The following is a 12,812-nucleotide window of genomic DNA, read 5'->3' on the forward strand; positions in this document are numbered from 1 at the left end:
TGGTGTCCGGAATCATTGAACTACCACAAGGGCTATACAAAGTTATTTTAAAAAAATCATGAACTCATTTACTCCACCTTTTACATATAGCAGTTGCCAGCGGTTACGAGCTTGTTCTGATCGATCATTAATGATCGCGATTTGATGTTTTTTTCTCCATTCAGTTGGGAACTGTGTTTGCGGAACCGTCCCTGTCGTATCCCAAGCATATTGCTCTGCCTTTATTTGCTGCTCAATCTTCTGATCGTCATCAAAAAAACGCACTCTAGTTTTTGGATATTTTTTATAAACGCTTTTAGCCAGTGAGACTATTTCGGCGCGACTGAGGTCTCGCGGGACAATGACAATCTTCCACGTAGCCCAAGAGGTATATTCTCCCCAGAATGAAGCATTTATGATCTCGGAACTGTTGGAGATGAGAATATCATTTTGTTGATTAACGCCATGCTCGACGGAAGAAATAGACCGATTTTCGATTGAATCAAAACGTCCTGTAACTGCGTCGAACTGATTGGTGTCAGGCTCATTAACTTCTGGCGCTTGTGTCCACGACTTGGAGTTCGTATCGCTTTCAACGAGCGAGGGAGTCAGCGTTACTGAAGCAATCAAAAATGCGAAAAACATCCAATATCGATCGACAAATGAAAGCCGGCGACAAAACCCTCGAACAGCATTTTTCTTAGATGTTGCGCTCCTCGCATAGCCGTATGGCTGTTTGCCTTGTTCCGGCATCGTTTCATCCCTTGTTTTTCTTGAGGCTTCAGATATCAAAGTAGACTAGGCCACTGTCGTATGCCATTGCAGGCTATAGCGCGACAATTAACTTGGCCGGTCCGGCGACAACTATCTTGGCCGGTTGGTCTGACGGGCTCCGACACAGCAGAACGGAGGAGTCGCCAGTCGCGATCCCCGAAATGACCGGTCACGTTCGCCGGAATACGCATCCAGCAAGTGCACCAGTCCCACGAGCGAGAGCTTAACTGACGAACACGTAAAAACCCGTTGGCGGAAGTCTGGGGCAGCATCGTGCTCCGTAGCTATGAAACTCTGGGTGGCTATGACGAATTGGTTCTCAAGGGTGTACCTGTAGAGAACCAATACTAAGCGTCCAACATCGTGGTTCGATAATTGGTTTGTTTAACCTAAAGCGAACCGATAATATGAAACCATCTAAAACGAACCGCGGGGAATCATGTACGTTAGGGCATACCTGAGAGCATCCACAGAAGAGCAGGACGCGCTGAGAGCACGAAAGCAGTTGGAGCAGTTTGCTGAGGAGCGAGGGCTGACCATTGCCGCTTGGTATATCGAAAATGAATCAGGGGCTAGCTTGGCGCGACCTGAGTTATTTCGTCTGTTGGGAGACTGTTTGCCGGGCGATGTGTTGTTGGTCGAACAAGTGGATCGCTTAAGCCGTTTGAACACAGTAGATTGGCAACGACTCAAAAGAACAATTGCAGATCAGGGAGTGAGGGTAGTAGCACTGGACCTACCCACTTCCTGGATGATGATGGAACATGGCGACGAGCTTACAGCTCGAATGATGGACGCGCTAAACAGCATGATGCTCGATATGTTGGCCGCCATTGCCAGAAAAGACTATTCGGATAGAAGACGTAGGCAAGCTGAGGGAATCGCCAAGGCAAAATCGGAAGGACGATATCGAGGACGCCCTGCGGACACTGAGCGACATGACCTGATCTCGGATATGATCAAACGAGGCATGACCTGGTCTCAGGTGGCAAAAGCAACGGGAGCCTCACGTTCCACAATATCAAGAGTACTGAATAACCAATGAAGAGGGATGGCGGAATCCCTCTCATTGCGAGCACTCGTATAGCCTGCCCGCATAAACTTCTATCACTTCCCGCATCGCAAGTTTGTTAATCCACTCTGAAGGAATCGCCTCTACCCCATAGACAGCACCTGCCAGCTGCCCGTAAACCGCGCCAGTGGTGTCTGCGTCCTCGCCAAGGTTCACCACCTTCAGCAAGCCGGATCGGAAGTCCGTGGTATTACTCAAAGCCCATAAGGCAGCTTCCAGGGTGTGAACAACATACCCACTCCCGCGAATTCTCGGAGGCTTTTGATCCCGATATGATCCTGAAGCTATTGCTGCAATTGTAGGAGTGAGCGGCTCATCTTCAAAAACTTCGAGAGAAGCTGGATTCGACACCAGTAGTTGGCTTTTGCTAACACCGTTGAGCGCAAGTGCGATCAGCACTGCATAGTAGCGACATGCGTCTACTGCCTCCAAAGCGGCATGGGTAGTTTTTGAGCTCAACGCGGCATAGTAGGCAGCCTTCCTTAGATCAGTCCGCCAGCGCATAGGGACTGGCGCCAGCCGCATCAATCAACCGTTTCCGGCGGTCGAGGGGTCAATGGAGCCAGCGTATGGCTCCCCCCAACGAAGAAAGTTATCCAGTGCGGTGGTAGTTGCCGTTCCGATGTCAAAGCATTCTCCAGTCGCGCTCAGGTACCCCTCATCGCGCCATCGAACGTAACGACGCATTTGGTCCAAGGTATCAAAGCCGCCTGTGTCCAAAATGCTTTCAGCGAGACACAATGCCATGGAAGTGTCATCGGTCCATTCACCAGGTTTGAGTTTGAAAGGACCGCCACCGTTCATGTCTGAAATCGGCTCGAAGGTTCCAGGTATCGAGAACTCCAGTGTGGTGCCCAATGCATCACCGACGGCCAAGCCAATCAGAGCGCCCCGATATCTTTCTTCTAGCGAAATATTCTTGTTCATTCAGTTATAAAATCACGATCAAAAGAGGTTTTACTGACTCGCCCACCGCATCAACTGTGGCTGTAAGATTATGATTCACGGAGCGACTCTCGGCACGTCTGATAACAGGGCACTTCACAGAAGAAAAACCCGCTCTGCTACACCCCGATGTGGCGAAGCCCCACTCCGGTCAGGGTTACAGGCGCCACATGGAATGGGTGGCAACCTTCAGCAATTAACGCAGCGTCAATTCCCGACCGCTTGAAGTCGCGAGAGTTCAACTCAGTCTCGCAAGCATTTCCAGGCGCGCCTTTTCGAGAGTTCGCGGCGATCCTCTCGGAGTCGATTCCCTTGGCCAACCGAATATCCGCCCGCTCGCAGACGGCTATCTATCCAGGCAATTCTGTCTTCATAGTTTTTACACCGCACTTGCTGACGCTTTTCTTCCCTGAGCTCCTGTTGTTCCTCCCACTGAGTTTTTGAGTCTATTACGCGGGGAGCAACAGGCTTCATTTTAGACGGTACGGGCTTAGGGTTTTTGATTTCCTCGACCCTCTTCTGCGTGCGAATGTTTTCACGCATTGGAATAACGGTCGTGCCATTGGGTCTCACGGGCTTTCCATCTGGTCCAGGGGGCTCATCGGAAAAATGAGTAACACCATTCTCATCAGTCCATTTGTAGTAATCGGCTGAGGCGCACGTAGCAAAAACCAAAAAGATAACCACGGCAAGACGCTGATAAACAGCTGATAGGGACATCTTCACTCCTTTGAAACTCCGTTAGGAAGCTTACAGAGGGAGTTAACATAGTGTCCACTAGATTGTTTTTTTGGGCGTAAGTATAAAAAGCAGTACGGGGAAGAACCCTTCCGAGCCATCGACTCTACATCATAAGGCATCTGAGTCGCCTATTGATCCCTCCGGGCGATGACCCTGGGCATGACCGAATGCGTTATGCCATAAACCCCGCCACGAACGGCACAACCCTGCACCGTCTTACCTTTACTCAAGTAACTCCACTTACCCATGAATGGTGTCTCCGTTGAGTATGCGGTAACGTCGAGTCGCACCGGTATCGCATGGGGAAGCTGTTTGGCAACATTCACATCGATGAATCCTAACCATGGTAGGAACTTGCGCTCTCCTGACCTCATGAGAACGGGCACAAGGTCACCTGGTTGATCTTCGAGAGTGACGTTCCGCTTGTTGAGTGTGTACTTGACTGCAGGCATAGGCATAATACTGTATGTTTAAACAGTATTCTGTCTTGTGTTGGAAATTTTGGCAAGTGACCGGCGCAGAATGAACGAGCGGGTCGCCCTGTGCTACGCTTTGAAAACGCAATCATGAGGGTGACTCGCGTGAGCACTTGCGTCGGCGGGGTAGAACCTGGTAGCCCGAAGATGAAGAAAACGCAAAAGAAAGGAAACTAGCCTGAAAGCAGGATAGGTTTCAGCCTAGCGGCAAGAATCGCCAATTCCTGGTATGGAGACCGACGAGGGGAACGACAAAAACAAAAGCGCTGGCCGTCGTAGTGTGTGGTGGCGGTTTCGGGCAAATGTCAAGTTAAGAGGCACAAACTGTATATGGAATGGATAACAACCGACAATGTGGAAAAGGAAACTTGGAGGCGATTATTAGAATTTGCAAACGATGAGTTTTCAATAGCCAAAATTGAAGAAAGACACGGCCCCATAAACAAAAAAAATGAAAAAAACTATAAAAAACAAGCCACTCAAATAAGACTCTGCCTTCTCCAAGCAAAGGAATACTTGGATTCTTGCCGCAACTCTTCTCTTATAACTTCGCCTAACCTTTTATATTATTCTTCCGTTTCATTATGCTCCGCAACAATGCTAATTAATGGAACTGGAAATAAATCATTGGACTACTTACGAGCTCACGGGAAAGCGAAAAATCATGGTTTTTCAAAGGTAGTGGAAGAAAAGAATTTTTCGGAAAAGACCAATCTTCTTAATCAAGTATTCCTAAAAATTGAAAAAGAGGGATTTTTTAAAGAATGGTATGAAACCATGCCAAAGACTGAAGCTCAGCATACACAGTTTATACAAAGTGATTTGGATCAAGGAACCCTGACTGGTATCACAAGTCTAGGATCGAGTACTTTTGTCAGTTTCGAAGCTTTTTTAGATCAAGCAGTGTCTCTTATAGACCTGATTAAACGAATTCCAGACCTATCGGAGGATCTAAGGAGGCTTGGGATAGAGACTCCTAATTCAAGAATGAGTGAAATGATCGTAAATAATAACGGCCATTTACAGCGGTCATGGAACATTCATAATTGTTATTCAGAAGCCCACCTAAACGGCATACTGTCCGAATTCGTGGTCCACGAAAATCCTGAAAAAATTAGCTTCAAAACACAAATTTCCAGCAACAAGAAGAGCGCTATAGTGTCAATCTCCTACAAAAATGACACACCTTTGAAATACAGCTCTCCTGAGAGCCGCTGGACGACTCAAGGTCGTACTTATTGCTACCCTGGGGGACTAGAGGTCCCAGAAATCGTTGATTGCTTTGGAATCTTATACCTTCTGGGTATGATTTGCAGGTATTATCCTGATTTATGGATAACAACTATTGATAGACATGCTATTAGCTCAAAAATAATCGAAAACACTATTGAAACCATGAAACAAAAATTTCCCATTCTTGCTCTCGAAATTTTAAGTAAGGACAGAATTGTAATATCACCTCATTTGGCCCCTTGGCAAGCCCGGTAGCTCTTTATAAGACTCGAAGTGCGCAATTAAGGCGGCTGACTCATTTACTGAGTTCTTTGTCAGACCCATCTCTGATAGTCACACCACTCCGCAGATTGCTAGGATATCCGGGGACTTGCCGAAAGAACTTTAACGCAAGTCATTGACTTCATTTATTGACATTGTCTCTAGCTCCGAAAAGGTTCTTTCTGAGGTAACTCCTATCAAAAAAAATGGGGCGATTCGGTAATTAGCTTCGGGAGAAAACACCATTACGGTGGGATCCGGCTCAGCCTCATATGGATTCAATCCGGCTAGACGCCAAGTATATATTTTTAAAGAAAAAATACCAAAAAATTGCTCAAAATAAAGAAAGCCAACAAGACTACCCGGGGTGCCAGTTTTCTCGTGTTGTCGCAAAAACAAGTTCCGGCTCAATGAGTCCATGAAAAACCCATTAAAAACTCCACTAAAAGAAACCCGAACAACATTCGACGGTATCATGATATCAGGCACGGGTAGTTTTTCACCGTTATTAAACCAAAACCCCAGCTTATCTTGGATCTTAGAAATGCTTTTATGCCCCGTAAACCCATGCCAACCATCGTAAAATTCGTAAAAATCGTTTTTACTAGTATCAAGGTCAGCCACATCGACAGAAAATATAGAAGCACTTTCATGCATGGAAGGTATCGATCGAGAAAAAGAATTCGTGTAGATTAATGAATCGTCATTATCAACATAAATAAAAACCGCAATAGAGACCAAGACCACGAAAACAAAGGAATAAAAAGCTGCGCGCCATGAGTAAGGATCAAAAGACTTCTTTCTTTTTGAGATAACAGCTGTACTAAACAGAAGGTCAGCAAATACCTGCTTACCTAAAGAAAACAAAAAAACTGAAATATTTAAAATTAAAAAAATTAAGCCCGCCAGATAGAACTCGAATCGTATCTGTGACTCTCCCCAAAAAAAACGATAGAAAAACGCAAATATTAGTGCCAAAACTGGAATAAAAAGGAAAAGAAAAAAGCACCGAGCCATAATAACAAATGAGTCCACAGGTTTTAAATCAAAATCCACCAACCTTAAACCAAAGAAATATCTTCCAGCTGTAACGCCTTTGAAGAAAATTTCGATAATCGAAAATATAAGAGGAACAAACAAAAAATAAAAAAAGTATGAAGGAATGTTTACATCAAGAGTAATCGCCAAAGAAAAAGTTACAATAGCTGCAATTATTGCAACAAAGACCATATCAACCCAAAATGCAAGAACCCTTCTCATTCTTCCAAGGCCTTTTTGTAGTGAGGTAAAACCCTGTAGGAAGTAAGCAAAATAAGCAGTGCGAAAATCAGTGGCACCCAAATGTAGCTCCACTCATACGCAAAAACCCAAGGACCAGTAACATACCCCTTGCTTTCAATATATATGTCAGTAGTCGAGCTATAAAATTTGATAGGAGAGGTAAATACAGGGTCGGAATATTCACCCAATAATTGAATCCTAAAGTTATGACCAGGAGGAATGCTCTTAAGACCGTCAAAATATATGCCGTCATCAGATATTTGATATGAAAGACTATCACCGATCTCATTAATCAAACGCTTAGACGAAGTTTTATAAGAGACAGAAGTTACGTTAGAAACACCAATAACCGCTAATTCAATATCTGAAATAATGGCTCCAGACTCGTTCTCCACAACAATGTCAAATATCGTTTTTCCTTCTGAGTTTGGAGAAACATCTGCAAAAAATTCATCAGTAGAGTAACTAATCATTACATCAGGAAAAAAAGGGGCAGAAAGCCAGCCCAAAAAAACAATCAGAGCAAGAATCAACTCCTTAGCTTTCAGAACAGTCTCTATAACCTTATTCGAGGATTTAAACATCAGAAAACGCCACCAATCCTATTATTTTGGATAAAACTCTACCAAAAGCTAAGGATAATTTCAGAACAAAGTGGGAATTCACCATAATCGCGCCCACTAAGAGGCATAATATCGCAAAACCAAGGATAGGAAGGGCGCCAGAACTCTCCCTGAAGTCACACCACTCTGCAGGTGTCGCGCTTGCCAGGCATCCTTGCCGGCGGTGAGCTCCGGTCTTCCTGACCAAACAGCTCGGCGTCAATCTGACCTCACCAGGTCTTGCCGCCGTAAGAATTTGGAACGCCAATGCTTTAGCTGGAATCGTGTCTCTTGCCAAAAGAAGGTCCCAAAAACGCGGCAAGTTTTTGTAGCCCACTGTCGGCTGATGCTCCTCTGTGTGAACAGTTTCGGGTTTCGGCAGATGCCGGTCTAGGTTGTTTTTCCAACGAGCCGGATTCCGGTTATTTTTCAGGATGCCCTCTCCCTCGACAAGATCACAGACGGTTTCAATTACGGCCCTGATCCGTTCAGCTGTCGAGTGGCGTGTAAACCAGATGGGCTCAATGACCTGTATGACGTGGCGAGCCTCAAGGTCGGCCATTAAAAGCTTTCCGATGACCGGTCCACAGTATTCAAACAGGTATTGTTCGAGACGACGGCTTTGCTTTTTTGCCTGAGCACCGGAGAACTCAAAGCACTTCTTTTGATAATATGCCCGAGCTACATCTTCAAATGTTTTTTGTCTGGTTTGCTCTGCAATAAGCGCTGAACGGGCAGCCCTTCTCGCCGCAATAGGATCGTATCCCTCAAAGCGAATTTTCTCTTTAATTTCTCTAGCTTTATCCCGAGCTTGAGCAAGAGTCACTTCCGGGAACCCACCAAGGCCCAAATCAATTCGTCGCGCTCCGACCATCGTACGAAGAATCCAAGATCTTGCCCCTGAGATCTGATTCTCTCCAGGTGGGCGGCAATAAAGATACAACCCGGAAACTCCCCCTACTGCGTGTAATGCCGTACAAGGAGCACCAACCTCGTTTTTACCACCTGGTTTTTTTACGGTGCCATGTCCAAGTCGTTTGACCTGAAGGGCGCCCATCTCAACTACCACCTTAGGCATTTCTGCATCCTCCGACCCTATATACCCCATCATCTGTCCCAACATAAACCGCGCTATTCAGTGCGATTTCATGAGACAGAAAGATACAGGAATTTGACAGACTAGGAAGATTTAATAATACAGATCAGATAGTTAGATACAGGATAAGACAGGATGCGAGACGGAATCGGTGCCGCCTCCGGGCACCATTAGAATTCAGTGACTTAGCCCGCCTTGTGCGGGCTTTGTTGTTTTCTGAGTCATCGTTTATCTTCCCCACCTTTCCTTCCTTTCCATTCAGTCGATGTCAATTACGCCCCGTACTCCTGCGGCGACTTTATTGAACAAAACTTGACCAATCAACCGGCAGATCTACACTCATTTTGATGAACGCGCATTCCTTTAACTGGCACGAACTGGAAACAAACAACAATGATGGGAGTAACCTGCAATGCCTAATAAACTACCCAGGCCTTCGCTTGGAGCATTCGCCGCCTCCGCCCTGATTGCCGGCTTGCCTCTAGCGGCAAACGCCGAAACTCCTGATATTGAACAGAGCACGGTGTTATCCGGTCTGGAAAGCCCATGGGATATGGCTTTTCTGCCTGATGGCGCCATGTTTTTCACTGAAAAATGCCGCGGTCTGTCGGTGCGACTGCCCAACGGGGACGTCAATAATCTTCTGGGAATGAGTAACACCGATGGCTACGCCAGTACCGCAGACGATCTGATCTGTGAGGGTCAGGCCGGGATGAACGGTGTCACTATCGATCCTGACTTCGCTGACAACCGGACCGTCTATGTCTACTCGGCATCCAGTATCAATAGCCCGCCCACCAACCGGGTCGTCCGGGTGACGGTGAACGAAGATCTCACCGAAGTCGGAAACCGCACTGATATCGTCAAGAATATTCCTTTCAAAGAGGCGGCCACCGACCACCCGTTCGGTGACCCCGGTGCGCATAACGGCGGCCGCATCCGTTTCGGTCCGGACGGTTATCTGTATGTACCCACCGGCGACAATCACAACAGCGCCCTGCCCCAATCCGGGAATAAGCTTGGCGGCAAGGTATTGCGCATTGACAGAAATGGCGAGGCGGCACCCGGTAATGCGGAAGCAACACCGGAGGGCTTCGATCCGCGGATCTTTACTTACGGGCACCGTAATGTGCAGGGCATTGCCTTTCATCCGGAAACCTCCCAGCCGATCATAACCGAACATGGCCCCTGGCATACCGATGAGATCAATGCGTTGGTGCCTGGCGGCAACAGCGGCTGGGACCCACGTCCCAATATGGCCGGTCGTGGCGATTGCCCTGACGACTACTGCGGTTATCAACCCAATCAGAACGAGGCCATGGATCCGGAGAAACGGTCACAGTATATGCCAATGACGGATACCGAGACCTATCCTGACGCGATAACACCGATGTGGGATAACAATGGGCTCTCCCAGGGCATCAGCAGTGCCGCGTTCCTGACCGGCGAAAAATGGGGTGACTGGAATGGTCGTCTGGTTGTCAGTTTCCTGGGGATCGGTTTCGGCGAAACACCCGTTGGTCAACGTATTAATGTGATCGACCTTGGAGAGGAAGGCACTTCCGTAGAGGATGTGGCCGAGATGCCGGTGCCCGAAGGCTCGGCCCGCTTCCGCGCACTGGTGCTTGGACCGGAAGGTGATCTGTTTACCGCTGTGGATGAGGGTCAGATCTACCGGCTCACTCCCAACTAGGCCTGCCTTGACCGCACTGCCCGAAGGCAGTGCGGTTTTAATCGGGCAGCCGGCGAAAGATCATCACCGAATCAGCGCGCTCCCGGAGCTGGCCCATCCTCCGGACCAGTCTCTTCATCCTTCCTCTCAGGCTCTATCAACCCTGCTTCAGCCAGTTGCGCCGCCCTTTCCCTGTCGTGCTCTTCCAGCAGATGCATCATGCGTCCACGGGTAATCGCCTCGTGAAGTTCTATCTGACGCTGCTCATTGCGCAACGACCTGAGCAGGGAAACGGCCATGAAGATCATCAGTACCATGAACGGAAACGCCGCCAGAATGGAAATCGTCTGCAGTGCTGCCAGGCCACCACTGACCAGAAGTACGCCGGCGACCAGCACCTGAACCAGGCCCCAGGTGACTCGCAGCCAGCGTTTGGGTGTGAGCGTACCTTTACTGGTAAACATTCCCAGAACAAAGGTTGCGGAGTTGGCAGAGGTGATGACAAACAGGACGATCAGCACCAGCATCAGGGCACTGATGATGGCCGTTCCGGGCAGGAAATCCAGGGTCGCGAAGAGAGCGGAACTCATTTCACGGGTGACGGCTTCGCCGAGAGCTGCGCCTTCAAACAATTCGAAATAGAGCGCCGAACCGCCAAAGGTGGAAAACCAGAAAATGCTCAGCAGCACCGGGGTTCCGATAACTCCGAAGACAAACTCGCGGATGGTTCTGCCGCGGGAGATACGTGCGATAAAGCTGCCCACGAATGGTGCCCAGGACAAGCCCCAGGCCCAATAGAAAATAGTCCAGCGCTCAACCCAGTCATCGCCGGTGTATGGGGTCATCACCAGGCTCATGCCCATCATGTTGGCAAAATAGTCGCCAATGGCATTGGTCATGGCAGCGGTAATGAAGTCAGTGGGGCCGAAGAAGAACACGAATGCCAGCAGGAACGCTGCCAGTACCATGTTGGCATCACTGACGTAGCGCACACCACTTTCCAGCGGAGCCAGGGCGCAAAGCAGGAACACCACTGCAATCGCCCCCAGGATGATCAGCTGCTCATTGGCGCCAAAGCTGATGTCGCTCACCGACACCAGCCCGCTATTGATCTGGATCACCCCGAGCCCCAGCGTGGTTGCAACGCCAAATATCGTGGAAATGACCGCCAGGGTATTAATGGCGTGACCGAAACCACCGTCTACACGGTGGCCGAGAGAGGTTCGAAACGTCTCGCTGATCAGCCCGGGACGTTGCATGCGAAACCGCACATAAGCAATAGCCAGCCCTACCACGGCGAAGTTGGCCCACTGATGAAACCCCCAATGGAACAGGGAATAACGCATGGCGAGGCTGGCTGCGTCAGGGCTCTGGGGCTCGGCACCACCGAACGGAGGCGCCATGAAATGGCTCATGGGTTCCGCCACCGCCCAGAACACAAGGCCTACACCCATGCCGGAGGAAAAGATCATGCCCAGCCAGGTCGGATAGGGAAACTCCGGTGCCTCCCCGTCAGCGCCGAGGCGGATATGGCCATAGTCACTCATCGCCACGGCAATACAGAACACCAGGAAACCGGTGGTGGCAAACAGATAGAGCCAACCGAAATGTACCGTCGTGAATTCCAGTCCGGTATCAGCCCAAACGGCGAGCTGGTCCGGGATAAGAATCCCTACGGCGACAAAAAGCGTCAGCAGTACGATGGAAATGTAAAATACCCAGCCTGGACGATTATTCATGCTCAGGATATCCATGGTCCGGTAAGTTTCTCATCAGACAACACTTGTTCCCGCCCTGCGTTCAAGAATCGCCAGCGCATCCTCCAGCCGGCCAATGCCGCTGACACCACCACTTTCGGCAAAGTTGCCCGCTGCCGCCATTTTCGGCCCCATGGAGCCAGCCGGGAGGTCCAGATCCCGGGCTTCATCGAGACTAAGCTCACGGATAGGGGTGGCGGTATCCTTGCCGAAGTCACGATAGATGGCATCCACGTCTGTCAGTAACAGCAGGGCATCAGCACCCAGTTGACGTGCCAGTAACGCACTGGCGGCATCCTTGTCGATTACCGCTTCCACGCCGATCATGCTGCCGTCATCCCGGCGCAGAATGGGGATGCCACCGCCTCCGGCGCAGATCACCACAACGTCCTGTTCCAGCAGCAACTGGAGCACCCGGACGTCGGGAATTTCCAGGGGCCTGGGTGAGGGCACAACCCGCCGCCACTTGTCGCCATCCCGGGCTATGTGCCAGCCTGCGGCCTCGGCTTTGGTTTCGGCCTCTTCCTTCTCATACACCGGTCCGACAAATTTTGTCGGTTTTTTGAAGGCGGGGTCGTCCTTGTCCACCAGCACCTGGGTGAGCAGGGTTGCCACCGGGCGGTCATGTTCCAGGGCATTTTCCAGCTCCTGTTCGATGATATAGCCGATCATGCCCTCTGTTTCGGCACCCAGTACGTCCAGTGGATAGGCCTCCTCCGGCTTGTAGGCAGCACCCTGCAGTGCCAGCAAACCGACCTGGGGGCCATTGCCATGGGTGATGACCAGCCGGTGGCCGGCCCGGACGATTTCAGCCAGTGAGTCTGCGGCAATTTTCACGTTGGCGCGTTGGGCCTCTGCTGTCAGCGGTTCACCGCGTCGCAACAGGGCATTACCTCCAAGGGCGGCGACTACGAGCATGTCAG

The 12,812-nt window shown here is 49.5% G+C and carries 10 protein-coding genes and 1 pseudogene; 3 read left to right on the forward strand and 8 right to left on the reverse strand.

The window, feature by feature from the left end:
• Positions 1-42: 42 nt before the first annotated feature.
• Positions 43-732: a hypothetical protein gene (locus tag DIT72_RS02390; protein WP_135953596.1), complete on the reverse strand. Its 690-nt coding sequence runs from the start codon at positions 730-732 to the stop codon at positions 43-45.
• Positions 733-1,192: 460 nt separating this feature from the next.
• On the opposite strand from DIT72_RS02390, the gene DIT72_RS02395 reads away from it, so the two are divergent.
• A complete protein-coding gene (locus DIT72_RS02395) occupies positions 1,193-1,798 on the forward strand; it encodes a recombinase family protein (RefSeq protein WP_135953597.1) in 606 nt (201 codons plus the stop codon).
• A gap of 21 nt (positions 1,799-1,819) precedes the next feature.
• Here the strand turns inward: DIT72_RS02395 and DIT72_RS18400 are convergent.
• Both DIT72_RS18400 and DIT72_RS02405 read right to left on the reverse strand, forming a co-directional pair.
• Positions 1,820-2,752: pseudogene (locus DIT72_RS18400) on the reverse strand (ADP-ribosylglycohydrolase family protein).
• Positions 2,753-3,013: 261 nt separating this feature from the next.
• On the reverse strand, positions 3,014-3,490 hold the full coding sequence (locus tag DIT72_RS02405; RefSeq protein ID WP_135953598.1) for a DUF4124 domain-containing protein: 477 nt from the start codon (positions 3,488-3,490) through the stop codon (positions 3,014-3,016).
• 827 nt (positions 3,491-4,317) lie between these two features.
• Here DIT72_RS02405 and DIT72_RS02410 point away from each other — a divergent pair.
• Positions 4,318-5,475, forward strand: a complete 1,158-nt coding sequence (locus DIT72_RS02410) for a YaaC family protein (protein WP_135953599.1) — start codon at positions 4,318-4,320, stop codon at positions 5,473-5,475.
• 129 nt (positions 5,476-5,604) lie between these two features.
• On the opposite strand, the gene DIT72_RS02415 is transcribed toward DIT72_RS02410, so the two are convergent.
• From DIT72_RS02415 to DIT72_RS02425, 3 genes are read right to left on the reverse strand one after another with little or no spacing between them, the layout of a single operon-like run.
• Positions 5,605-6,822: an RDD family protein gene (locus tag DIT72_RS02415; protein ID WP_168355006.1), complete on the reverse strand. Its 1,218-nt coding sequence runs from the start codon at positions 6,820-6,822 to the stop codon at positions 5,605-5,607.
• Positions 6,738-7,346 (reverse strand): hypothetical protein, encoded by a 609-nt coding sequence (locus DIT72_RS02420; protein WP_135953601.1) that lies wholly within the window; start codon positions 7,344-7,346, stop codon positions 6,738-6,740. Before DIT72_RS02420 ends, DIT72_RS02415 begins: the two co-directional genes overlap by 85 nt.
• Complete coding sequence (locus tag DIT72_RS02425; RefSeq protein WP_168355007.1) at positions 7,339-8,442, reverse strand: tyrosine-type recombinase/integrase; 1,104 nt, start codon at positions 8,440-8,442, stop codon at positions 7,339-7,341. The genes DIT72_RS02420 and DIT72_RS02425 overlap by 8 nt, the downstream gene beginning before the upstream one ends.
• A 430-nt stretch (positions 8,443-8,872) precedes the next feature.
• Here DIT72_RS02425 and DIT72_RS02430 point away from each other — a divergent pair, with 430 nt between their 5' ends.
• On the forward strand, positions 8,873-10,153 hold the full coding sequence (locus DIT72_RS02430; protein WP_135953603.1) for a PQQ-dependent sugar dehydrogenase: 1,281 nt from the start codon (positions 8,873-8,875) through the stop codon (positions 10,151-10,153).
• A 71-nt stretch (positions 10,154-10,224) separates the two neighbouring features.
• On the opposite strand, the gene DIT72_RS02435 is transcribed toward DIT72_RS02430, so the two are convergent.
• Positions 10,225-11,871, reverse strand: coding sequence for a BCCT family transporter (locus DIT72_RS02435; RefSeq protein ID WP_206081046.1), 1,647 nt, complete (start codon positions 11,869-11,871; stop codon positions 10,225-10,227).
• 33 nt (positions 11,872-11,904) lie between these two features.
• Positions 11,905-12,807, reverse strand: a complete 903-nt coding sequence (gene arcC, locus DIT72_RS02440) for a carbamate kinase (RefSeq protein WP_135953604.1) — start codon at positions 12,805-12,807, stop codon at positions 11,905-11,907.
• Between the last annotated feature and the right edge of the window lie 5 nt (positions 12,808-12,812).

The sequence above is a fragment of the Marinobacter orientalis genome, from assembly GCF_004792665.1.
GTDB classification, from domain to species: Bacteria; Pseudomonadota; Gammaproteobacteria; order Pseudomonadales; family Oleiphilaceae; genus Marinobacter; species Marinobacter orientalis.